The 24,746-nt window shown below is 43.4% G+C and carries 21 protein-coding genes and 5 tRNA genes; 11 read left to right on the forward strand and 15 right to left on the reverse strand.

Translation table 11 applies throughout. The features are described 5' to 3' along the window. Positions 1–124: 124 nt before the first annotated feature. Positions 125–200 (reverse strand) — tRNA-Ala (locus tag AB4135_RS10145). A gap of 103 nt (positions 201–303) precedes the next feature. Next, the gene (gene gltX / locus AB4135_RS10150) at positions 304–1,713 is read right to left on the reverse strand and encodes a glutamate--tRNA ligase (protein WP_371992538.1); all 1,410 of its coding nucleotides are present in this window, start codon (positions 1,711–1,713) and stop codon (positions 304–306) included. Between the two features lie 698 nt (positions 1,714–2,411). On the opposite strand from gltX, the gene AB4135_RS10155 reads away from it, so the two are divergent. From AB4135_RS10155 to AB4135_RS10180, 6 genes are all read left to right on the forward strand, one after another. Then, positions 2,412–2,487, forward strand: a tRNA-Val gene (locus tag AB4135_RS10155). Positions 2,488–2,525: 38 nt separating this feature from the next. Next, positions 2,526–2,601 (forward strand) — tRNA-Val (locus AB4135_RS10160). Positions 2,602–2,638: 37 nt separating this feature from the next. Continuing rightward, a tRNA-Val gene (locus tag AB4135_RS10165) sits at positions 2,639–2,714 on the forward strand. A 37-nt stretch (positions 2,715–2,751) separates the two neighbouring features. Further along, a tRNA-Val gene (locus AB4135_RS10170) sits at positions 2,752–2,827 on the forward strand. 110 nt (positions 2,828–2,937) lie between these two features. Further along, positions 2,938–3,165: a hypothetical protein gene (locus AB4135_RS10175; protein ID WP_371992540.1), complete on the forward strand. Its 228-nt coding sequence runs from the start codon at positions 2,938–2,940 to the stop codon at positions 3,163–3,165. Positions 3,166–3,275: 110 nt separating this feature from the next. Further along, complete coding sequence (locus AB4135_RS10180) at positions 3,276–4,511, forward strand: MFS transporter (protein WP_371992542.1); 1,236 nt, start codon at positions 3,276–3,278, stop codon at positions 4,509–4,511. 2 nt (positions 4,512–4,513) lie between these two features. Here the strand turns inward: AB4135_RS10180 and AB4135_RS10185 are convergent, their stop codons facing one another. Beyond that, the gene (locus tag AB4135_RS10185; RefSeq protein WP_371992544.1) at positions 4,514–5,740 is read right to left on the reverse strand and encodes an MFS transporter; all 1,227 of its coding nucleotides are present in this window, start codon (positions 5,738–5,740) and stop codon (positions 4,514–4,516) included. Positions 5,741–5,922: 182 nt separating this feature from the next. Here AB4135_RS10185 and AB4135_RS10190 point away from each other — a divergent pair, with 182 nt between their 5' ends. After that, positions 5,923–6,804 (forward strand): LysR family transcriptional regulator, encoded by an 882-nt coding sequence (locus AB4135_RS10190; protein WP_371992546.1) that lies wholly within the window; start codon positions 5,923–5,925, stop codon positions 6,802–6,804. 37 nt (positions 6,805–6,841) lie between these two features. Here AB4135_RS10190 and maiA read toward each other — a convergent pair whose 3' ends face one another. The 5 genes from maiA to phhA form a co-directional block, all read right to left on the reverse strand. Then, complete coding sequence (gene maiA / locus AB4135_RS10195) at positions 6,842–7,495, reverse strand: maleylacetoacetate isomerase (protein ID WP_371992548.1); 654 nt, start codon at positions 7,493–7,495, stop codon at positions 6,842–6,844. Positions 7,496–7,588: 93 nt separating this feature from the next. Beyond that, positions 7,589–8,575 (reverse strand): fumarylacetoacetate hydrolase family protein, encoded by a 987-nt coding sequence (locus tag AB4135_RS10200; protein WP_020911807.1) that lies wholly within the window; start codon positions 8,573–8,575, stop codon positions 7,589–7,591. Between the two features lie 254 nt (positions 8,576–8,829). Continuing rightward, positions 8,830–10,374, reverse strand: coding sequence for a transcriptional regulator TyrR (gene tyrR / locus AB4135_RS10205; protein WP_371992550.1), 1,545 nt, complete (start codon positions 10,372–10,374; stop codon positions 8,830–8,832). 366 nt (positions 10,375–10,740) lie between these two features. After that, positions 10,741–11,079: a 4a-hydroxytetrahydrobiopterin dehydratase gene (locus tag AB4135_RS10210; RefSeq protein ID WP_371992551.1), complete on the reverse strand. Its 339-nt coding sequence runs from the start codon at positions 11,077–11,079 to the stop codon at positions 10,741–10,743. Positions 11,080–11,176: 97 nt separating this feature from the next. Then, complete coding sequence (phhA, locus tag AB4135_RS10215) at positions 11,177–11,965, reverse strand: phenylalanine 4-monooxygenase (RefSeq protein WP_371992553.1); 789 nt, start codon at positions 11,963–11,965, stop codon at positions 11,177–11,179. 456 nt (positions 11,966–12,421) lie between these two features. Between phhA and galU the strand changes: the two genes are divergently transcribed. The 4 genes from galU (at position 12,422) to AB4135_RS10235 (ending at position 15,576) form a co-directional block, all read left to right on the forward strand. Continuing rightward, a complete protein-coding gene (gene galU / locus AB4135_RS10220) occupies positions 12,422–13,327 on the forward strand; it encodes a UTP--glucose-1-phosphate uridylyltransferase GalU (protein ID WP_371992555.1) in 906 nt (301 codons plus the stop codon). Positions 13,328–13,418: 91 nt separating this feature from the next. After that, positions 13,419–14,432 carry a UDP-glucose 4-epimerase GalE gene (gene galE / locus AB4135_RS10225; protein ID WP_371992557.1) on the forward strand — a complete coding sequence of 338 codons (1,014 nt, stop codon included), beginning with the start codon at positions 13,419–13,421 and terminating at the stop codon, positions 14,430–14,432. 58 nt (positions 14,433–14,490) lie between these two features. Continuing rightward, positions 14,491–14,967, forward strand: a complete 477-nt coding sequence (napF, locus tag AB4135_RS10230) for a ferredoxin-type protein NapF (protein WP_371992559.1) — start codon at positions 14,491–14,493, stop codon at positions 14,965–14,967. Between the two features lie 186 nt (positions 14,968–15,153). Then, a complete protein-coding gene (locus AB4135_RS10235) occupies positions 15,154–15,576 on the forward strand; it encodes a polymer-forming cytoskeletal protein (RefSeq protein ID WP_371992560.1) in 423 nt (140 codons plus the stop codon). Positions 15,577–15,645: 69 nt separating this feature from the next. Here AB4135_RS10235 and AB4135_RS10240 read toward each other — a convergent pair whose 3' ends face one another. The 7 genes from AB4135_RS10240 to AB4135_RS10270 all read right to left on the reverse strand — a co-directional run bounded on the left by AB4135_RS10240 (position 15,646) and on the right by AB4135_RS10270 (position 24,443). Further along, the gene (locus AB4135_RS10240; RefSeq protein WP_371992562.1) at positions 15,646–16,335 is read right to left on the reverse strand and encodes a DUF2982 domain-containing protein; all 690 of its coding nucleotides are present in this window, start codon (positions 16,333–16,335) and stop codon (positions 15,646–15,648) included. 104 nt (positions 16,336–16,439) lie between these two features. Further along, positions 16,440–17,177 carry a YdcF family protein gene (locus AB4135_RS10245; RefSeq protein ID WP_371992702.1) on the reverse strand — a complete coding sequence of 246 codons (738 nt, stop codon included), beginning with the start codon at positions 17,175–17,177 and terminating at the stop codon, positions 16,440–16,442. Positions 17,178–17,342: 165 nt separating this feature from the next. After that, on the reverse strand, positions 17,343–18,248 hold the full coding sequence (gene mak / locus AB4135_RS10250) for a fructokinase (protein ID WP_371992564.1): 906 nt from the start codon (positions 18,246–18,248) through the stop codon (positions 17,343–17,345). 86 nt (positions 18,249–18,334) lie between these two features. Beyond that, positions 18,335–19,156, reverse strand: a complete 822-nt coding sequence (gene cysQ, locus AB4135_RS10255) for a 3'(2'),5'-bisphosphate nucleotidase CysQ (RefSeq protein ID WP_371992703.1) — start codon at positions 19,154–19,156, stop codon at positions 18,335–18,337. Between the two features lie 207 nt (positions 19,157–19,363). Continuing rightward, entirely contained in the window at positions 19,364–20,434 is a 1,071-nt protein-coding gene (locus AB4135_RS10260; protein ID WP_371992565.1) for a family 16 glycosylhydrolase, read from the reverse strand. 75 nt (positions 20,435–20,509) lie between these two features. Next, a complete protein-coding gene (locus AB4135_RS10265) occupies positions 20,510–23,080 on the reverse strand; it encodes an exo 1,3/1,4-beta-D-glucan glucohydrolase (RefSeq protein WP_371992567.1) in 2,571 nt (856 codons plus the stop codon). Between the two features lie 61 nt (positions 23,081–23,141). After that, positions 23,142–24,443 carry a sugar MFS transporter gene (locus AB4135_RS10270; RefSeq protein ID WP_371992569.1) on the reverse strand — a complete coding sequence of 434 codons (1,302 nt, stop codon included), beginning with the start codon at positions 24,441–24,443 and terminating at the stop codon, positions 23,142–23,144. Between the last annotated feature and the right edge of the window lie 303 nt (positions 24,444–24,746).

The raw sequence follows: 24,746 nt of genomic DNA on the forward strand, positions 1-24,746 counted from the left end.
TAGCGCGGTGTCCTAGGCGCTCTCATCTTTAATACGATGGGGACCCGGACTGCATTAGACTCTGCAAAGAGTGAATACTCATTAAATCCTGTAGGCTAAGATTTAACGCTTTCACTTAGTTAGATGGTGGAGCCTAGCGGGATCGAACCGCTGACCTCAACACTGCCAGTGTTGCGCTCTCCCAGCTGAGCTAAGGCCCCGCACTAACTAAATCACTTTCGAGCGCACTTCAAGCATTTGCCATCAGTGTCTCAACTGCGAGGCGCATTCTATGCAGCACACCCAAAAGTGTCAACTCGTTTTTTAGGAATTTATTCTATTTGCTACAAATTCAATCGCTTTGGAGATTCTTTGCTCACAACGCGCCTTTCCAACCAAGAATAAGGTCAAATCAACAGCAGGTGACATCCCAGCCCCAGTAACGGCAACGCGAAGAGGCATGCCAACTTTCCCCATACCAACTTCTAATTCACTAGCAGTGTCTTCAATCGCTTGATGAATTGACTCTACAGTCCACTCTTCAAGTTCAGACAATTTTGCTTGAATCAGTTTAAGTGGCTCCATTGCCACACCTCTAAGGTGTTTCTTGGCAGCTGTTTCGTCGAAGTCAGCAAAGTCTTCATAGAAGTAGCGGCTAGATGCGGCTAACTCTTTCAACGTCTTTGCTCGCTCAGAAAGTGCACTAACGACTGCGGACAACTGTGGGCCATTACTCATATCGATGTTCTGATCATTCATATGCCACTCTAAATGAGAAGCTACATATTCTGGATCCATCTCTTTAATATAATGTTGGTTCAACCAAATTAGCTTTTCGGTATTAAAAGCAGATGCTGCTTTGTTGATATCATCAAGCTTAAATAATTGCTTCATTTCATCAATAGAGAAGACTTCTTGATCACCATGAGACCAACCTAAGCGAACTAAGTAGTTAAGCAAGGCTTCTGGTAAATAACCATCATCGCGATACTGCATTACGCCTACTGCACCATGACGCTTTGACAATTTAGCGCCATCGTCACCCAAGATCATCGCAACATGCGCATATTCAGGGATAGGAGCACCAAGCGCTTTTAGGATATTAATCTGACGTGGAGTGTTATTGATATGGTCTTCACCACGAACAACACAAGTAATACCCATATCCCAGTCATCAACGACAACACAGAAGTTATAAGTAGGCGTACCTTCGGTACGGGCAATAATCAAATCATCTAGCATGTCATTTGATATTTCAATACGACCACGTACATGATCATCAAATACAACACTGCCTTCAGTTGGGTTTTTAAAGCGGATGACAAAAGGTTCATCTGTATCGCGAGGCGCTTTATCACGACAGCAGCCATCATACTTTTGCTGCTCACCTTTAGCGGCTTGCTCTTCACGCATCAGCTCAATACGTTCGCGACTGCAGTAACACTTGTAAGCACTGCCCTGCTCTAACATTTGAGCAATGATTTCGTTATAACGTTCGAAACGCTTAGTTTGGTAGTAAGGACCTTCATCCCATGTCAGGCCTAACCATTCCATACCTTCCAAAATTGCAGCGCATGCTTCAGGTGTAGAACGTTCAATATCTGTATCTTCTACTCGTAGTACAAATTCGCCTTGGTTTGCACGTGCGTATAACCATGAATAAAGTGCTGTTCGAGCACCACCAACGTGCAGAAAACCAGTAGGGCTTGGTGCAAATCGCGTCTTAATTGTCATAATGGGACACTGACCTATATAGAAAGTCTAAATAATAGACTGTACCAATGAATGTGGCGCACATTCTAACAGCCAAAGCCCTCAGGTAAAATAGCCCTGCTACTATATGGCAAATTTTGTGGTCAAAATGATATTTGCATCATGGCTGTTTTACCGTACTCAGCCATGAGTGACAACCTTGCCTAATCTCATGGTTAAATAAAGGACTATGGATTGACTCACGATTATTTTGTGCCGCTTTGATTTGCGACTTTGCTAGAAGCATGATTATTGCCATCAAAATTTTCCGCTGAAGTCATAGTACTGTATACGGGCCGAAATAATCGTGAGATGAATATGTCGATCTCAAATGAGTACGTTGGCCTGCAACGAACTTCTCAGAGCCCAGACCAATTTCTATTTTTAAGACTTGCAATAAATCCATTGAATTCGAATAGAAAACAAACTTAACTGAGCATCTATGTAGCATCAGTCGGTAAAAAAATTGTCACCAAACAAACTCTGCTCTCTATTTACATGCTAAATAAACTGCCGCTTTAGTCCTTTGAGGTAATAATTTAACCACTTAATACAAAATTCAGTGCTCGATGTGATTAACTATCCGCCAATACGTGCGAAATTGAACCGCACACCATCTTTTATCTAAAAAAGCGTTGACAGTAGATCGTTGCCCCCTATAATACGGCCCCACACAGCGAGGTCGATTAGCTCAGCTGGGAGAGCACCTCCCTTACAAGGAGGGGGTCACTGGTTCGAGCCCAGTATCGACCACCATTCTTTTTATAAAGAATTAAATCATTGTGTAAATCCCAGGTCGATTAGCTCAGCTGGGAGAGCACCTCCCTTACAAGGAGGGGGTCACTGGTTCGAGCCCAGTATCGACCACCATTCTTTTCATAAAGAATTAAAACATTATGAAGTCCCAGGTCGATTAGCTCAGCTGGGAGAGCACCTCCCTTACAAGGAGGGGGTCACTGGTTCGAGCCCAGTATCGACCACCATTCTTTTTACAAAGAATTAAAACATTGTGAAACCCCAGGTCGATTAGCTCAGCTGGGAGAGCACCTCCCTTACAAGGAGGGGGTCACTGGTTCGAGCCCAGTATCGACCACCATTCTTTTATTCCTCTTCGTAAAAAAATCCCACCAATTTAGTTCTTTTTAATCCATCAGTATTAACCGAATTAAACTATCCTTTAGTATCTTCTATTTTTGGATGAATCCCATGGCTGACGTTAGTCAATCGGCTTCTCTTACGAGTATCGCTGCCTACTTAAAGCTTACATACCAATACGATCAGCAAACAGCACTCGTAGAAGCAAAAGAGGTAATGCAAAACCTTGTTCAAATGCGTCAAAAAGGCTTTATAACCGGATGGTACTTCGACGAGCATGGCCATTTAGAATTGCTTCCCAGCGATATGGTGATGCAGCAAATAAACCCTAATAAATAATCCACGTTCCGCGAGCAGTCACTCCACATCATTAAGTAAACATTTCAGTTTACTTAACTAGTTGAACATGCGATATTCACTGCTATGTTAACCAACTGTAGATAAATTAGATGCCTATCGCCGTGCCACAAACCGAAGCCAAAAGAATACTGATGATCACCTTGGTTGTGACCCTAATCAGTGTTGCTGGTATTGCTCTGCCCTACCCGATTCTAGCGCCGCTATTTGAACAAGGTGACAGTGCATTGAGCCAGTTCATGGGGCTGCCAAAAGAGTTATTACTAGGCATAGTTTTGGGCGTTTACCCGTTAGGTATTATTATTGGCAGCTCTTTTATTGGCGCATTGTCAGACAGTTACGGTAGACGCAGGCTCTTAACTCTTACTTTAGTAGGAAGTGGGCTTGGTTATAGCGCAACAGCATTTGCTGCACTATCTGGTAACTTTGCGCTGTTCTGTATCGCAAGACTACTCACTGGAGTGTGTGAAGGGAACATTTCGATTGCCCGCGCAATCGCAGCAGATCTGCACCCGGTCATCGACAAAGCGCGCAGTTTTTCACTTATCAGTGCTATGGGCTATGGTGGTTATCTTCTCGGTCCTCTTTTAGGCGGGTACTTAATATACTCAGGTATTGAAACTGTGTTTATTGTGGCTGCTTTGGCTTGTTTTGTATGTGCCGGACTCAGCCACTTTATGATGCCTGCAAGTTTAAACAAAACGATAAAGGCTGCCAGCCATTCATCTAGCATGGTACTATTGCGACAAGTGGATCTACGACGATTCTTTATGTTGTACTTACTGCTAACCACTGGGGTGAATCTCTATTACGAATATTACCCTTTGCATTTAGTGAGACAATTTAACTACACACCGGTTGATATCAGCTGGGCAACGGTATTTTTAACCGCTTGTATGATCTTTACTAGTATATGGGTAAATCCAATAATCCAACGAACGATGTCACATGCAAACGCAGGTTTAGTCGGCGTGATTGTATTTGGTTCAGCCCTTGTGTCACTGCCTTTTATTGACAATCAACTTTACTTAATCTCATTTGCGCTAATGGGCGCAGGTATCGCTATTTACAATGGTTTTTTACCCGTCTATTTGTCCAACTCATACCAAAACAATGCCCAAGGTCAGCTAATGGGCATGCTGGTCACTGTTTTCTGTTTGGGCAACCTCTTTGCAGCGGGCCTTGGCAGCGTATTAAGTATGATTGATGTTAAGTGGAGTTTACTCGGAGGTGCTTTGGTGACATTCCTCGCCGCAGCAGTGTTTTTTCATGGCCATTACAAAGCGCAGATATGGCCGCAACCAGACGGCGCAACAATAAAACCTTAGCATTAAACGATGAATGACAAGGGACTTTTTGCCTCGGTTGGCGAAAGTAATTTATTAACCAGCGCAGCCAGCACTGACAGACATAACAACGATCCCAGCACCACGCCTTGCCAGCCCCATTGCTGCCAAAACGGTAGCAAATATGGCCCTCCAATAGCCGCACCAAGGTAATAACTACACAAATAGAGGGCTGTTGCTTTGGCACGATGTTGCTTAGCAATAAAGGCGACCCAAGCATTACAGCTACTGTGGATAAGAAAAAAGCCAAACGAAGAGATTAAAAATCCAATATAGATGGTGGCTACAGTATCAAACAGTGTAAACAAAGTGCCTAACATTAATGCGAATACAGACAACGTATACACCCGCTTAACGCCACTATTCTTTATCCATTTTGCACTGCGATATGATGCATAAGTGCCACTTAAATAACAGAGGAAAATTAAAGTCACCTCAAAAGGCCCCTGCATAAACGGTGTATCCATTAAATGCAATTGAATATAGCTAAATTGATTGACCATCACCATAAATGCACTACCGCCAATCAAGTAAATCAATCTCAACTTAGGGTTCGCTAAATGGTTGTAGAACCCCTGTAAATCTGAGTGTATTGCCTCTTTGTTCAGTATCAACTTAGTTTTGGTAAACTGACTATCTGGCAATAAACGAGTCGCGAGCAAAGTTCCCATTAATGATATGAAAGCTAACAACATCATCGCTTGCTGCCATTGCAAATACTCTGACATCACCCCACCGAGTAACCTACCTGCAATACCACCAATACTGTTAGCCGCAATATAGATAGCCCCCGCCTTTAGCAGTACATGTCCACCTAACTCGTCTTTGAAATAAGCCATCGCCATAGCAGGGACTGAAGCTAGCAGTGCCCCCTGAACCATCCTCAAAGCGACTAACTGGCTAAAGTCAGCAATAAAGATAGCCACGAGGTCTACTATCACCAGAAGATAAAGACTGATGAGAATAGGTCGTTTACGGCCTACTCTGTCTGACATTACGGCAAACAATAATAACGAAAACGCCATGGTGAAACTTGTCACCGATAGTAGTAACGTTGCGTGGGATTTAGAGACTGAGAATGTGCCGGCAATCAAGGGCAACATGCCCTGCACTAGATATAGGTTGATAAAAATAACAATTGAAGCAATTGATAACCCGCCAATCAGCTTCAACTCTCGACTGCTATTTACCTGCTCTACAGTGCCGCTCATAATGGTGACTCGTTATAAAATCGTCTTAGTGCTGATAGCATAGCAATTGGATATATATAACGATAATAATTAAAAACTACCACATTTATTGATTTTTGTTATGGAAGTTTCTAAGCCCGATCCGCTAATATGAAACTCTGCAAGGGACAGTGATTGCCCTTAAATTTAAAAGTGGATTCGCAATGGATATAAAACAGTTAAAACACCTAGATGCGCTAATCACTTTTGGAGGTTTTACAAAAGCTGCGCAGCAATTGAATATAGCGCAACCAGCACTAAGTCAGAGCATTAAAAGACTAGAAGACTCCCTTGGGGTTACCTTAGTCGATAGAGGCGCGCATAAGCGCAGTAAGGCGCTCTCACTCACTGCAGAGGGTCGAGCGCTGCATCAACACGCAAAGCTCATCATCAAAAATATGGCACAAGCCGAAGCCCACATTAAATCGATGGCTAACTTAACTAAAGGGGAAGTTAGAGTGGCGGTACCAGGAATGCTCGGCTCTTTCTATTTACCGAGTCGTTTAATGGCGTTTAGGCATCAGCACCCTGATCTTAAATTGTCTCTGTTTGAAGGTGGCACCCGCGATACATTAAAAATGTTACGTCGTGAAGATGTGGATATTGCCATTATCACGGCGAACGATTTAGATGATAACTTTGAGAGCCACCTGCTATTACAAGAGCAGATGGTGGTTGCTGTCGGTAAACATCACCCTTTAGCGACTCAACCATCAGTGCCACTGGAACAGTTTTTCCAACATGATCTCGTGCTGTTTAAGCAAGGTTACTTTCATCGAGAATGGATGCTTGAACAAGCTAAGATATTGGGCCTTAACGCCAGCATCGCATTTGAAACCAATCTGATTAATCTTATCAAACAGGTTGTAGCCCAAGAATATGGGATCACCAGTGTGTTAAAGATGGTGATTGAGCAAGATGACGATATCCTAGCAAAACCTTTCAACCCTCCCGTCTATTTAGACTTACATATCGCTTGGAAAAAACAACGCCCTATCAGCAAAGCCGATCGAGCGTTTGTCGATTTCCTAATGGATAATCGCTAAGGTGGGCCAAGCACCTAACGGCAACAATAGTGCAAATTTAGCTTGCGTCGTGTTGATTCTCAGGAATAGCATCGATAAACACTTGCTGCGTTAAACAATGCGCATTAACCCGAGCAATATTCGGAAATGGCGTCATATCCACTTTAAACCGCTCAGCATTGTATACCTGTGGCACCAAGCATAGATCGGCCAAAGTGATGCTATCACCGAAACAAAAATTACCGCTGTATTGTGCTAATTGATGCTCTAATGCCGTAAAACCTTGATTCACCCAGTTGTGATACCACTGTGTTTTAGCGCTATCAGTTATGTCTAGTTCGGATGCCAAATACTGCAACACTTTTAGGTTATTTAATGGGTGTACTTCGCATGCAACAGTTAGCGACATTGCTCTTACAATTGCTTTGTCGTATGCATTGTCAGGCAGTAACGAATTCTCTTTATAAACCTCATCAAGATACTCAATAATGGCTAAAGACTGGGTTAGTGCACGTTCTTGACCATTATCACTGCTAATCACTAAGGTCGGTACCAATTCCTGTGCATTTAGTGCTGTGTACGACGATTGATGCTGCTCTCCACCATTTTTAACTAAATGCACCGAGATCTGCTCTGCGGTTAACCCTTTATGATTAAGCGCTATTCGTACACGATAAGCTGCGCTTGAGCGCCAGTATCCATACAGTTTCATCTTATTTGCTCTCTCCATAATGCTTAAACAAAAAAGAGTTAATCCACAACGAATTAACTCTCTTGTCTATTTAATTTAAAGCTCTACTGCAACTTAAGCTTTATATTCGACAACCTGCTGATCAATGGTGCCAAATATTGACTGGTTATTCTCATCGAGCATCTCGATACGAACCCTGTCACCAAAACCCATAAATGGTGTTGTTGGCTTGCCATCAGCAATGGTTTCAAGCATACGAGTTTCAGCTAAGCAGCTTGAGCCTGCACTACGGTCATAGTTTGAAATAGTGCCCGAACCAATAATCGCACCAGCTCCTAATGGACGAGTTTTAGCAACATGAGAAACCAGTTGGCTAAAGTTAAACGTCATGTCCACACCTGCATTTGGCTGGCCAAAAAGTGCATTATTTAGGTGAGTGATTAGAGGTAGATGTACTTTGCTATCTTGCCACTTATCATTAAGTTCATCTGGCGTCACAGCGACAGGAGAAAAACTACTTGATGGTTTAGCTTGGAAAAACCCGAAACCTTTAGCTAGCTCACCAGGAATTAAGTTTCTCAATGACACATCATTAACCAGCATAAGTAGTTTGATGTGTTTATCGGCATTTTCAGTGGTCACGCCCATTGGCACATCATCAGTGATAACTGCGATTTCTGATTCGAAATCGATACCCCACTCTTCACTTGCTAAAGGGATATCCGCTTTCGGCGCGATAAAACAATCAGAACCACCTTGATACACTAAAGGGTCGGTCCAGAAAGTTGCTGGCATCTCAGCACCGCGTGCTTTACGTACTAACTCAACATGATTGACATAGGCACTACCATCGGCCCACTGATATGCACGAGGCAGTGGTGAAAGGCATTTAGCCTCGTCAAACTCTACGGCGTTATCCATCAAACCTTGGTTTAATGCATCATATAGCTCAACCAATTGCGGGTTAAGTAGATCCCATGCATCCAGTAATTGCTGCATAGTATGAGCAATAGCAGGTACCGCAACCGCTTTAGTTAGATCGCGGCTCACTAACATTAATTGGCCGTCACGGCGTCCATTATCATAACTCGCTAGTTTCATACTTACTCCTAATAAAATGTGGCTAGCTGACTAACTCAACGTCTATTTCTGAGCTGTTTAGTCGCACTCTCGCCTTAATCTGCCCATAGAATGACTTAACTAGCGCAACAGGGGAATAGCGTGAGTTAAATCACATTTAATGGTTGTACGCTTCATATTGTAAACATATAATTACAGCCTATCTTGGATAGGCTGTAATTGGACTTATTTGGCTTTTATCGCTAGGTAAATAGGCAAGCATTGGCAATCAGTGGTTACAAGGCTTTGTGCTTACTAATTTTGTACTCGCGTAACTTGTTAGCGATAGCGGTATGAGACACGCCTAACTTTTTGGCCAACTGTCGAGTACTCGGATAGGCCGGATACAAGCGGCGCAATAAACTGGCCTCAAATTGCTTCATTGCCTGTTCAAGACTACCTTCGAACTGATGATCAAAATAGCCAAAACCTTCTGCGTAAGATGGCAACTTAAGCTGCTCTACAGTTAACTCTGCACTACCGTCCCACATCGATACCGCTCTAAATATGGCATTCTTTAGCTGACGCACATTTCCAGGCCATGCGTAACCGAGCAAATGTTCACGGCACTCGCCTGAGATTCTGCGAATTGGAATCGATAATTGCTGACTGTAATGTTCTAGGAACATTTCTGTTAGCGGGATCACATCCACTTTTCGTTCACGGAGTGAAGGAACATGGAAGCTCAATACATGAATTCGATAGTAAAGATCTTCTCTAAACTCGCCGCTTTGGCATAGTTCAGCAAGGTTCTTCTGTGTTGAGCAGATAATACGTACATCGCTACGCACCTCTTCATCGCCACCAACACGTCTGAATGTGCCATCTTGCAAAAAGCGTAATAGTTTAACTTGAGCAGATCTCGACATCTCTGCGATTTCATCTAAAAAGACGGTGCCGCCTTTCGCCTCTTCAAAAAAGCCTCGCTTAACCACGCTACCATTACTGACGAAACCAAATAGCTCTTCTTCGGCCGCGCTATCAGGCATCGCCGCGCAGTTGATGGCAATAAACGGTTGGTCTCGGCGCATACTGGCGTCATGGCAAGCACGAGACATCAATTCTTTACCGGTACCCGTTTCCCCAGTGATCAATAGCGGTGCGTCAAGCTGAGCCATTCTGCGCGCTTGCACTAATACCTCTTTCATCTTGTCACTGGTGGCTAAAACATTTTCAAAACCTGTCGTTTGGTTTTGCAGCGCATTAAATTGTTTACCTAACCGTGCTGGAGATTTCAGAGATACCACCGCACCAGCGAGGATCTGATTCTGACTACCATCGGGTAAATAAATCGGTAGCATCTCAGCCAAATACTCATTCTCGCCGATATTGACTCGTGTTGCTTGCGCAAGCACTGTTGGTTCACCAAGCCAGCGGCTAAAGTTGAAACCTTGTACCCAGTGACCAATTGACTCATCTAAAATCTCATGTTCTGCCATGCCAATAATATGCATAGCAGATTCATTAACGATACGAATCCGTCCTTTAATATCGAGTGAAAAAACCGAATCTGGCAGGGTCTTTAGCAGGGTTTTAAGTGCGTAATGTTCCTGCTCAGAGGGCATAAATGACACTGTGCGTACATCGTGAACCCCCTCAACTTTGCGAATAAGTGGAAGTAATTCACTGAGAGTATCAAAGCTGACTTCAGCGAATTGCAGATACAGAAAACCTTGGTTACTCGCATCGATGGCGAACAAGTTGATCCCATAATCTTCCATTATCAATAATATATCTTTAGCTAGACCGACTCGGTCTAAACAGCTGACTTCCAAGCGCATACTATTGCAGTTCCCTTTTGTAGATATTCGTTATTGGGATAAAACCAATTGCATTAAATATTCGATTACTTTTGCTTTCAAACCTGAAGCGTGAAGAACAGGCAATCATCAACTACTGCGCAGTCGAAAAGTGACCTTTAGTCATCAAATAGTTAATAAAATTGAAACTAAGCAAATGGCTATCGATCTCTAAGCTAGAGTCTGAATTTTTAACAAAAAATCAAATCTATCCAATAGACCAAGAAGTCGATAAGCATAATTCGCCTATACGTTAGAAGGTTATCGCAGTTGTGGCAAGACTTGTTTACAGCAGATTTGTAACATAAAGAAAATAAACGCGTGCCAGCAACCCAGCACGCGAGTCAATTAATCTAGCAAGGTATCTGTTTTAGCGGCCATAATGAAATCATTCTTATGCAAGCCCTTTATAGAATGGGACCACCAAGTCACTGTAACTTTACCCCATTCAGTCAAAATGCCAGGGTGATGAAAATCAGCTTCAGCTAATTCGGCAAGCTTATTCGTAAATGCCATGGCCAATTTAAAGTTCTTAAATTTATACACGCGCTCTAACTGCATGATGCCGTCACGCACTTCTACCGTCCAGTCTGGGATCATACGTACAAGTTCGCCCAGTTCTGCATCGCTTACTTTAGGTGCGTCAGCTTGGCAGGCCTCACATTTCATTTGTGCTAATTCAGTCATTTTGTTTCCTTTCATTCTGTTATTTTTATCATCAAGCTAGCAGTAGGCTTTAATCTTAATTGGTATCTGCTCCACCCTACCGCTTTTCTAATCGTTATTAACTCACTTTAGCAGGGTAAGTTGCCTCGAATAAACCAAGTTGTTTAGCTTTATTAACCGCGCCCATAATATCCATATCTGCGATTTTATCGAGTTCGCAGATATTATTAATGGCATAGTAGATAGGCTGCATAATATCGATACGATAAGGGGTACGCATCACATCCACCAGATCAAAAGGTCTGATTTCAGGCTCATCGCCCATTACGAAATCAGTTTCCCCTGGCGAGCTTAAAATGCCACCGCCATAGATACTCAAATCATCAGTACCGCGAATCACGCCAAACTCGACGGTAAACCAATATAGTCGCGCTAAAAACACACGGTCCTGTTTACTGGCAGCAAGCCCCAATTTGCCATACAAATGGGAAAAGTGAGCAAACGATGGATTGGTCAGTAGTGGACAGTGACCAAAAACTTCGTGGAATATATCTGGCTCTTGCAAGTAATCAAGCTCTTCACGGCTGCGGATAAATGTCGCGACCGGAAATGATTTGTTTGCCAACAACTCAAAAAACTTACCAAATGAGATCAACGCTGGCACTGCTGCGGTTTTCCAACCCGTAGTCTGTTGAAGCACCGCATCAATCTCATTTAATTGCGGGATCCTGTCGCTTGGCAGCGCAAGCCTGTCTAGTCCATCCATATAAGCTTGGCATGCCCGGCCAGGCAAATTGACAAGTTGTCTCGAATAGAGCTCTTGCCAAATATCATGTTCATTCTGTGGGTATTGTATAAAGCCGTTTGCATCAGGCAAACGAGCCGTATAGTTAGTCGCTTTGCTCATATTAGTAAAAACACTGGTAACGATTCCTGACTACATAGTTAACCAAAGTTGATATTTTGTTAACCAGATCACAGTTTAAACTTTGATGCCTCAGCACAGCCTTGTGTAATCTAATGTTTACATACGTATAGCTTAGCGCTAAAAAAGCTTTTATTAACAGTGAATTTGTTGTAAGCGATAATTTACAGGAAGTGATAATACTGAAGAATTTAGCCCGCATTCGCCTAGAAAAGCTATAAAAGCTCACCTTTTGAGTTAAACAACACCTGACGCTTTCATCCAAATAGAAGCATATCGACAGGGTTGGTTACTACAATTTCGAATAAAAACCGAGCGGATAAGCAACAAAATTAGTAATAATCAAGCCGCTTTGCCAAATTCAAAGCACACCTGATAAAAATTCAGTATAGAATAGTGCTAGAGCGCTAATCCATTGATAGGAACAGTAGGAATACGATGAAACAACATAAGATTAAAAAAGCAGTAATCCCAGTTGCAGGTCTAGGTACACGGATGCTACCAGCGACAAAAGCAATGCCTAAAGAGATGCTGCCAGTGATGGATAAACCCCTTATCCAATATGTTGTCAAAGAAGCAATTGCAGCGGGTATTAAAGAGATTGTTTTAGTCACTCACGCCAGTAAAAACTCAGTCGAAAACCACTTCGATACCAGCTTTGAGTTAGAAGCTCATCTAGAGCGTCGTGTAAAACGTCAACTTCTTGCAGAAGTGCAAAGTATTTGCCCTGCTGACGTCACCATCATTAGTGTGCGTCAAGCCCAAGCAAAAGGCCTAGGTCATGCGATTTTGTGTGCTAGGACTATTGTAGGTAACGCGCCATTTGCAGTGCTGCTACCGGATGTGATTGTCGATGATGCTAGCAGTAACTTAGCCAAAGATAACTTGGCACAGATGGTAAAGCTGTTTGATGAAACCGAAGTGGGTCAAATTATGGTCGAGGGTGTGCCTCACGATCAAGTTGATCAGTACGGTATTGCAGACATCAATGGTGAAGAGCTGCAGCCAGGAGAATCATTACCTTTAAGTCAACTAGTTGAAAAACCACCAGTTGATGAAGCTCCATCAAACCTAGGTGTTGTAGGCCGATACGTGCTTCCAGCTGATATTTGGTCTTACCTTGCTAAAACACCAGCCGGCGCGGGCGATGAGATCCAGTTAACCGATGCTATTGCAATGCTGATGGAAAATCAGACCGTTAACGCTTATTACATGCAAGGTAAGAGTCATGATTGCGGTAATAAACTCGGCTATATGCAAGCCAATGTAGAGCACGCTTTGCGCCACAAGGATATAGGCCCAGAGTTTGCAGAATACATTAAGTCTATCGCTAAAAGCCTTTAGTACTTAAACAGGTAGTACTTAAACAGGTAGTACTTAAGCGGGTAGTACTTAAACAGATAAAGAATATTAGATTGCAAGGAAAGATTTAAAGATGACAATTTTGGTAACTGGCGGTGCAGGTTATATCGGCACTCATACTGTAGTCGAACTGCTTAATAGCGGCAGCGATGTGGTTATTCTCGATAACCTCAGTAACTCTAGCGTAACAGCGCTTGAGCGCGTTGAGCAGATCACAGGCAAATCCGTCACTTTCTATCAAGGTGACATTCTCAATAAACCTTTTTTGCAAAAGCTATTCACAGATCATGATATTGAATCTGTCATCCATTTTGCGGGCCTTAAAGCAGTGGGTGAATCGGTTGAACAACCGCTGCGTTATTACGAAAATAATGTCACTGGTACCATTGTGCTATGTCAGGTAATGGCCGAGTTTAACGTAAAAAATATCGTTTTCAGTTCATCGGCAACCGTATACGGTGATCCAGCTTCTTTACCTATTACTGAAGACTTTCCAACCGGTGCAACCAACCCCTATGGCCAGTCAAAGTTAATGGTTGAGCATGTACTTGCAGATCTGCACCATTCCGATCCGAGCTGGAACATTGCCCGCCTAAGATACTTCAACCCGGTAGGCGCGCACCACAGCGGTTTGATTGGTGAAGATCCTAACGATATTCCTAATAACTTAATGCCCTTCATTACCCAAGTCGCTGTGGGTAAACGTGAGCAGTTAAGCGTATTTGGTAATGATTACGATACAGTTGATGGAACCGGTGTACGTGATTATATCCACGTCGTTGACCTAGCTGTTGGGCACCTTCGAGCACTTGATAAATTGCGCACAAAACCAGGATTGGTGACTTATAACCTAGGCACCGGCCAAGGTTACAGCGTGCTAGAAATGGTTGCTGCGTTTGAGAAAGCCAGCGGTACAGAAATAAAATATCAACTTGTTGCAAGACGAGCTGGCGATATTGCAGCGTGTTATGCGAATCCAGATAAAGCGCAAACAGAGCTTAATTGGCAAGCGACTCACACTATCGATGATATGGCGCAAAGTAGCTGGCACTGGCAGTCCAGTAACCCTAATGGCTACAGTAACTAAAAGACGTAGCCTGTTTATCATTGTTAGTCCACTACCGTTTTAACCAAGAGTAAAAGTCATGAGCAGCATCAATCAAAGTCGACGCCGTTTATTTAGCCGTAAGAAAAATGATGCTGTTCACCTGCCTTGGGTAAAAAATGATATCGCGTTTACCGATGAATGCACCCGTTGTGATAAGTGTATTTCGGCATGTGAAACTCACATTATCATTAAAGGCGATGGTGGTTTTCCTGAGGTCGACTTTAACATTGATGAATGCACCTTTTGTAAAAAGTGTGTAGAAGCATGTCCTGAACCTTTATTTACCCAAACTGATGAAGCTCCTTGGGCTATTGCTGCCTCAATTCAAAATACCTGCATGGCGTATCAAGGTATATGGTGCCAAAGCTGCAAGGATGCCTGCGATGCAATGGCAATTAGCTTTACCATGGCGGTTGGCAAAGCGCCTCAGCCTGTCATTGATACCGAAGCGTGCACAGGTTGTGGCGCTTGCGTTGCTCCCTGCCCGTCCGACGCAATACTGATAAAGCAGTGATTAATCATCGTATTTTTCGTGTTAAAATTTTTTACTATCAATAAGCTACTTTATTTAAGCCTAAAGCCAGCCTTTGCTTAATCGCTTGATAGCCAAAATAATGACATCAGGCGCCAAATATAAGTGGTTTTTAATTGCTTTTTTTCAAGGTAACATCAAGCTACCTTGACTAATAGCGACGCATTTATGTTTAAAAGAAAGAAAAGCGGTGGGCTCACTTTTATTGCCCAAGGAACCAAGCTAACAGGTGAAAGCGAATTCACAGCAGAGGCTTTAGTCTCCGGTGAGCTTTATGGCGACATCCAATCAACAAACAACATAACTATTGAGCAGGATGGTCTTATTGACGGCGTGTTGAATTGCCAAGAACTAAGAGTTTCAGGCACTTTCCGCGGAAAATTGCATTGCAATAAACTCAATATAACCAGTACCGGTATTGTTGACGGCGAAGTCACCTGTCAATCAATGGAAATTTTTGAAGGCGGTCAATTTATTGGAATGCGTGTCCGTGACGAGATTGCCTTTCTACCAGCATCTTCGAAGGAAAAACTCGAAGCCGCTAACACAGAACAAATTGAAGATGCACAGCTAACGGCTAGTACCTTGTAAAAATTAATACTTGATTATCATGGCTAAGCTTATAAAGTTTATCATTTTATAAGCTTAGCTCTGCAAATCTTATTCATCACTCTCCAACATTGCTTGATGCTGATAACTTCTAAGTAGTCTAATAAACTCTTCAGCAGGTCTATCTAACGCATCAGTGGCAATATAAAGGTGAAAACCTAAATGGTTGCCCAATATTCGGCATCTATGGCCAAACATCGCTAGCACGCCTTTATATCGATTGTTATCTTCAATAAATGGAGTGAACTCTGCACTCATTTGATTTTCTAACGTCGATAGGTCTTCATCTTGAGCCGATACCGTTATCAGCAGCGGCCTTTGCTCAGTCAGCAAACCGGAGGCTAATCTTAATGAAATGCAATCTAATACTGGTCCCACTGCTTTTAACTTAATACCAATATAAGGCAAAGTGATGGTTTCAAGCCCTTGAGTGACTCGCGGTTGATCAAGGCGCTGAATATTTTGCCAGCCTATTTGCACCTCGCCGCGTCGATGAAAATAGCGTATTCCGAGAGGGTCAATACTCAATGTAACCTCTGGCTCTACCAGCTTAGAAATGCCCAGCACTGCAGCGATAGCACCAAACGCGAAACATACGATGCCAGGAGCAAATAGATGGCTGCCGGCGAGGAAAAGCCCAATCCCAATAACAACGCCAATGATACCGATGAAAGTTAGAGTAATTCCATTACGTTTGTTAGGGGATTTGATGAGCAATGTTTGTGAATTCGATAGTTGCAAAATACATTCTACTATTGGTTGATTCAAAAATGATTAATCAGCTATTTAACTTATAAACTGTATTGATGACGGAAAAAATTTGCTCCTTTGACAGTCAGAATGAGTTAATTTTCATGCTTGAATTTGAACCAGAGTAAGCCCAAATATTCATGGATTGCACGTTGTGACGATAATAAACTCCGCGCATCAAAATACCACCAATAGGTTTTTCTTTGGGCAAAATCTGTTGGCGCGGCAGTGGCATTTAACCCTGCATTTTCAAAAATTGCCATTGAACGCGGCATATGGCTCGCTGATGTCACCAACCTAAAGGGCGCATCTGCAACTTCCCATTGCATAAATTGCGCTTCTTCAATGGTATCTTTTGCCAGTGGGAATTTAATAATAGCGCTTGGACTAACGCCGAGTTCAACTGCAGCATCAAACATCACGTCAGCATGAGCGCGAGTATTTATTCCACCGCTCCAACCACTAACGACTAACTGACAGTCTTGACCTAATGACAGCTGTCTTATTCCTTCACTCAATCTGGCTAATGCCGTATTGGATAACTGTTGCACTGCGGGTTGGTTTTCAACTTCATCATGGCCACTGCCTAATACCATCACTAAACAGCCGCTTCCCAACGGCTCATTGTTAACAGAGTACTGGTTCTCTAATGGCGCTAACAGTGCATTGCTGCCCATACTGCTACTCAGTACAAGGATCATACCTGCTGCAATCAACAAAAAGCTTTTAGCCAGCTTTCGATTGCGAATCACAAGATAGGTCACTGCGATAAGAATGATCAGCAGAGGAACAGGCATAAATAGTTGAGAAACGATCTTCTTTAGCCAAAACATGTAATAAAACTCAGAGAAGGATGCAAGAAATGCAAGTTTAGCATGGATTTCAGATAGTAATATCGCAGAAAGTACGCTTGGATAAACAGATAAACAAAAAGCCATACAATGAGAGTCATCATATGGCTCGAGGATTATTCAGCGACTGATGCCTATATACAGTAATTAAGCTTCGTTTTTACTCCACAACCAAGCAGCCCCGCGCACTCCCGATGAGCCGCCGTAGATATTTTGCACCACAGGTGTGCGGCATTCTCCGCCAAGCACATACTTTGGCAAGATGTTTGGAAGCAGCGGATAGATAGCTTCAATATTTGACACTCCACCACCCAAGACAATGACATCAGGATCAAGAATATTGATCACATGAGCCAATGAACGAGCGAGTCTGTCGATATATCGCTCAAACGCCTCTGTAGCGAGCTGTTCACCCTTCTCCATTCGCTGAGCAATCTCAATACCACTTGGCGCATCACCACCTGCTTGCTTGTAATCGCGCACAAAGCCTGTACCTGAGATAAAGGTCTCAATACAGTCTTGATTACCACAAAAACATTTAGTTGAATTGAACTCATCAGCCGTCATCCAAGGCAGAGGGTTATGTCCCCACTCTCCACCAATACCGTTTCCGCCGCCATGCACTTTGCCGTTTATCGCAAGGCCGGCACCGCAGCCAGTGCCAATAATCACCCCAAACACTACCCCTTTGCCTGCAGCAGCGCCGTCGACCGCTTCAGATACAGCAAAACAGTTAGCATCATTGGCGACTCTTACCTCTCGGTTAAGTCGTTTACCCAAATCAATATCCAGAGGATGACCATTAATCCAAGTTGAATTGGCATTCTTAACTAGACCAGAGTACGGAGAGACAACACCGGGGATCCCAACGCCAACAGTACCTTTGTCATCAAGCAAAGACTCAGCTTCATTGACTAACGATTCTATTGCATCTAATGTCGCCACATATTCCCGAGGAGTCGGTACACGTTTACGAAAAAGCTCTTCACCTTCGCTACTTAATGCAACTAACTCTATTTTTGTTCCACCAAGATCGATGCCAATTCGTAACATTTAAGCCTCTCCCATAATCATACTGATCATTTCTCTAGTTATATTATTAGGGCACCAAGCTTATACAAGATACCAATTAAACCTTCTTACTCACGCCAATGAGGTGCGTAAGCAATAAAATATGGATTCAAAATATCTGACTTTTGATTGTAATCAAGTGCCCTATCGCTGCCATATTGCAGCACTTTTCCACCTGCACTTTCCAACACAGCCTGCGCTGCCGCTGTATCCCATTCACTGGTGAGTCCAAGTCTTGGATATATATCTGCCTCACCTTCGGCCAACAAACAGAACTTAAGTGAACTACCAACACTTTTCATTTCATGTTCGCCAAGTGTCTCTAGATAGCTCTGTAAACCAGGGCTAATATGAGAGCGACTACCGACAACCCTAGGTACCGATTTATTTCCGACAGGTTTTTTAACCAAAGACTGCTCAACGCCAGCATGTTTCAACCAAGCACCAGCAGTATGGCTGCCAAAATAGCATTTATCTAAAACAGGTGCGTAAACCACACCAGCAACCGCTCGACCATGGTGAATGAAAGCGATATTGACGGTAAACTCACCATTGCGCTTGATAAACTCTTTAGTGCCATCAAGCGGATCGATTAACCAGTAAGATTGCCAAAGCTTTCTCTCTTCCCATGCTAATGTCGTTGACTCTTCAGACATCACTGCAATATTGGGTGTTAATTCACTAAGCGCTGCCACTATCACGTTGTGGCTAGCAAGATCTGCGGCGGTAACAGGACTATCATCAGTTTTAACATCAACCTCAAAATCATCAGTGGCATAAACCGTCATAATCGCATCTCCTGCGGCAACGGCAATATCAACGATTGCAGCTAACCAGTCAGGCTCGAAGCCAATATTGTTCTGGTTAAATGCCGATGTTTTTGTCTCAATCTGCCTCAAAGTACTCTCTCTATATATATGCAAAATGCCTAGCCGACTATTATGCCACTGACTTTAAGCAAAAATTAATAACCAATTACGCACTTTAGGTCTAGAAGATACTAAGCCACTCGCTGATACAAAAAAAGTGTTAGTGCTATGTTGCAATCGTATTCAAGCCAAACTGTGCTTATCGCGTATCTTCACACTCGTTCTAAATTAACGCTCATCAAGCTTCCCCTTTACCATCACGGCATCTGCTTGAACGTTAGCGCAGCCTTGGCCGGTTGCAACGTTTTTTGAACAGCGATAGACACGTACATAGTCAATTTCGAGAGTTTGTGGAAAAACAGACGCATCGATCCCCTTCTCATTAACCTTACCCGCCCAATCGCCACCAACGGCTAGATTGACAATAAAGTGAAAACGCTGATTAAACGGTGCATCACTTTCAGCCAGCACTCCAACTGCCGATTCGCTATACCAGCCCTTGGCTGTTTGTGTAGCGTAGTGCTTACCATCCATGTACCAACGGATCTCACCTTGCTCCCATTCAATAGCATAAACATGAAATCCGTCGGCTGGATTTTCATTAGCAGCTAAACGGTAAGACTGGCCAGAATAAACATTCTCAGGCCATTCTTTACCGTAATGCAACGTGCCGTAAATTCTGGTTTCGAGCAGCTTTGCTTCGGCCTGTTTTTGGCTAGCGGGATATTCATCAGAAACAGTACCAAGATTTACCGCTTCGATGATATCAATCTCACCAGAGCTGGCCCATTCGCCATAAACCCAGTCGGTTGGCAACATCCAAGCAGCTCCCCAAGTTCCCTGTCCTTTTGGAAACTTAGCTCTAACTTCAAAGCGACCATAGCGCCAATCTCCTTTACCGAGCGTACGTAACCTGGCAGAGGTGTAGTCTTTAGTCACGGATTTATCGTCAGCATAATAATTTGGATGATCATCTTTATCAGCCGGTCCACTGTACGGCTCATTTATCGCAATAATGTGCAACGAACCATCTGCCACATAACTATTACTGACATTCGCGGTATAGCACTGTGCTTCAGAGTTTCCACCACCATAGCAATTAACTTCATGGCTCCATTTACTTAAATCAATGGAAGTCCCTTCAAACTCGTCATTCCATATAAGCTGCCAACCTTTTTCATCTAATTTAGCCTGCGAGTGACACCCTGCTAATAGCAGTAAAAAAACCGCCATGGCACACGAATTGGCTGGCAGAGTGCTGAGCGGGCCACAGCCTTTGTTAGTTGACAATAATTGCAAAGTTAATCATCTCAATATTTAAAAATGTAGACAGCAGCCACCCTCTACATAAGAAAATGGCTTATCTTTCTCAAATCACTGACAGTCAATACTTGCTTGTTGATTATCAACTCGCGGCAGCAAGGCGACATCAGCAATACTCAGCGTTAATTTCCCCGGTGTTGACAGTGAGAATGGTGAATTGACCCTCGAAAAGTCGACTCCAGTGTCGCTAAAGCACTTCAAATCAATACTGACGGTTTGCCAACTGTTCTTTGGCAGTTCGGCGAGTAAAGAGCTGACATTTAACGGCTTACCACATTGAATATCACAACCCATAGAGACATAAACTTCATCACTAAGCTCACTATCAAGTTTCACCGCAAAAGACAGCGCCGAGTTTGAATCAATTGCGGCCCTTAGATCTCTTGGGAAGTTACTCGTAAATCGAACAAAACCAGCACCTTTGCCATTAAACTCTATACGTCTTGCATCTTCTTGCACCACTTTATCGACAGTACGCAAATAGACCGTTTCGCCTTGTAACACGCTGCTGGCAACTGATATCTGTTCATTATCACTGCCTATCGACATCACCCAAGGTGCTTGTACTGAGCGAGTAAAAATAGCGATGGCTTGTGGCTCATCACTGCTAACTTCAGCAACTTCACTTAGGTTTTCAAGCTCTGTCTCATCGCCGTAACTTAAACCAAAACCATAAGGAAATAGCGGCTGGTAATCATCATCAAAGCGATTGACTACCGTTTGTGTTGGACTACTTGGCCATGAAAAAGACAGCTTGCCGGTCATATCAAATTGCAGTTCATTATCAGCATCAGCAAAAATAACATCAGCAACAGCCTCTCCCTCACTACCTGGGAGCCAAGCGGCGACAAAAGCATCTGACGCATTTAACTCAGCGTTAACCCACATAGGTCTGCCACTGATAAACACCGCGACAACTGGAACACCTTGCGCTTTCAACTTTTTCAATAAGGCTAAATCACGTTTATTACCACGTTGATACTCTAAGTTATCAATATCACCGTTGCCTTCAGCATAGGGCTCTTCACCAAAAACAACGATTGCCGCATCAGGTTTAACCGCATAATCTCCAGAAACATTAAGAATGGTTTTTCCGCCAGCATTTTCTACTTGAGCTTTTATCCCATCATAGATTGAGCTACCACCAGGAAAATCAGCATTAGTGTTATTGGTGCCCTGCCAAGTAATTGACCAACCACCAGATTGCTTGCCGATATTATCGGCAGCATCACCAGCAACAAGTACAGTTTGTTTGGGTGATAATGGTAAAAGGTTGTGGTTATTTTTCAGTAGAACCAAAGACTCTCGAACGGCTTGTCTCGCCACTTCTCGATGCTCTTTAGCGCCAATAAGTGCAGTTTTACCTGATAGAGTTCGCTTTGCAGGGCTTGGTTTATCAAACAGACCCGCACGCATTTTGACTCTAAGTATGCGCGTTACTGCATCATCAATTCTAGCGATTGGGATCTCACCACTCTTTACTTGGGCCACGGTATTTTCAAAAAGCGGTTTCCATGCTGCCGTTGGCACCATATAAACATCAAGACCTGCATTAATCGTTTGTGGGCAATTATCATTACTGCAACCAGGGATTTGGCCATGACCATTCCAATCACCCACCACAAAGCCGTCAAAACCCATCTGCTCTTTAAGCACATCGGTTAGAAGATATTTGTTGCCGTGATTTTTAACCCCGTTCCAACTATTAAAAGAGGCCATTACAGTTTGTGCACCCACAGAGAGTCCACTGACATAACCTTGGGCATGAAGATCAAATAACTCTTGCTCCGAAGCGATATTGTCGCCTTGGTCGATACCATCAACCGTGCCGCCATCTCCCACAAAATGCTTTACCGTTGAGATCACTCTTTCATCACCGAGAAAGTCTGCATCTGCGGCGCCTTGTAACCCTCTAACAATTGAGGCAGCGTAAGCACCAACTATTTCAGGATCTTCGGAGTAACCTTCATAGGTACGCCCCCACCGGTCATCACGAACCACTGCAACCGTTGGTGCAAAGACCCAATCGATCCCCGTAACCATCACCTCTTTTGCAGTGATTGCCGCAATCTGTTCAATGAGTTGTGGGTTGTTAGCCGCTCCAAGACCGATATTGTGCGGGAATAGCGTCGCCCCTATCACATTGTTATGGCCGTGCACGGCGTCAGTGCCCCACATTGTCGGAATCGTCGAACCATCAATGGAATCATCAGTGGAAGCTTGGTACATAGCCTCAGCCAATGCTATCCAATCGCTTGGCGTAGCATGCTTATCATCGTTAGGAAAAGCACCGCCGCCATTGAGGTAGGAACCAAAGCCATAAGTACGCATATCATCAATGGTAATATCGCGGATCTCAGGCTGGATCATCTGCGCCACTTTTTGCTTCAAGGTCATCTCACTGACCATTGTCGCTATTTTTTGCTCCATCTGCGCATTTGGCTGTACTTCTAATTGTAATTTAGGCCATACAACAGAAGCATCACGTTTCTCAGCGGGCTCAGTCTCTTTTAACGAACAAGCCGTCACGCTTGATAAAATCAACGCCGATACCAATAAACTAAATTTCGATTTTGTTAGCCTAGCTGCATCTAAATGCTGATTACATTTACTGTTAGTCATTATTTAATTCCCTTTAAGTGGCATGCATGGAGAGTTAACTTGCTCAAGAATAAACTTGCCATTACACCTGCTCCTTGCTTGAAGCCTGCTCGACTAGGCTTCCTTTAAGACCATAGAACAAAATATAGCCGTAGCACAGTACTGGCAGGAAAAAAGCCAACTGAACCCCAAGCGCATCAGCCAATACACCTTGCAGCAAGGGTATTATCGCGCCACCAACAATGGCCAAACACAACCAACCAGACCCCTGTGAAGTGTGCGGTCCTAAATTTTGCAGTGCTAAACTAAAAATGGTCGGGAACATAATAGAGTTAAACAGACCAACGGCCAGTATGGCGTACATAGCCGTTGCACCAGAGCTCACAATAGCTACGCAAACTAACAATGCCGCCATGGTTGCGTTAAAGCCCAGAACTTTTCCTGCTGGGATTTTCTGCATAACCGCAGAGCCAACAAAGCGTCCTATCATGGCGCCGCCCCAATAATAGGTAATGTATTTCGCCGCTTCAGCCTCCTCAAGACCAGCAATATTTGCTTCACCTAAAAAGCTAACAAGGAAACTACCAATTGATACCTCGGCGCCTACATAAACAAAGATAGCTAATGCACCGAGTGCAAGATGGCGATGGCCAATGGCATTGGTTTTTCCTAAATACTCAACGGCCTCGCCATCTGAACGCACCTCACCATGCCCTTCAATAACCGGTAATTTGAGTTTAGAGAAAATCACCGCAAGCGTGGCTAGCATCCCCGATAACAAAAGATATGGCAGCTTAACCTGCTCCGCTTCAGCTTGAGCATGGCTCAGTTCACTGCCAGCGCCTGACGCTACAGATAGAATAAGCACTGCGCCAAAATAAGGTGCGACTGTAGTGCCTAGTGCGTTAAAAGCTTGAGTTAAGTTAAGGCGACTTGATGCGGTTTCAGCAGTACCTAACGCATTAACGTAAGGATTAGCCGCAACTTGTAAAATGGTAATTCCTGAAGCTAAAACAAATAGTGCACCTAGAAACAATCCGTAAACCGCCTGATCCGCTGCAGGATAAAACAATGCACAACCAAAACTTGCAATCACAAGCCCTGTGACAATACCTCGCTGGTAACCTATTTTTTTCACTAAGTAGCCAGCAGGCATAGAGACCAAGAAGTAGGCCCCAAAAAAGCAAAACTGAATCAACATTGCTTCAGTGTAACTCAGAGAAAAAACCGCTTTTAAATGAGGAATTAGAATGTCATTTAAACAGGTAATAAATCCCCACATGAAAAACAACGATGTGAGCGATACCAGCGCGAATGTGTGCTTTTCAGTCCCTCTCGATTCATTCAAGCTACTGTTATCTGACATTATTGGCGAACTAGCCATATACTCCCCTTATTAGTCTTATTATGCGTGTAGCCAGTATCGCTACAATATCGGTAATTTAGGCAGGATCGCCGTTTACACAAGCTAATCTGCCTCTCTACTATCTAACAGTAACAACGCGGTAAACATGTTAAATAAATGTGTTGACCTTTTTTCTGTTACGCTCTAATCTCAATGTAAGCGCTTTCATTTATAACACAAACACAACGAAGATCAACTGTTCTGTTAACATTATATGTAAGCGCTTTCATTGCTACAGTGTTTGTTGATATTGCAATTTTCTTCGCCTGAAATCTTGCGCTA

The organism is Shewanella sp. 10N.286.54.B9, from assembly GCF_041468565.1.
Taxonomy (GTDB): Bacteria; Pseudomonadota; Gammaproteobacteria; order Enterobacterales; family Shewanellaceae; genus Shewanella.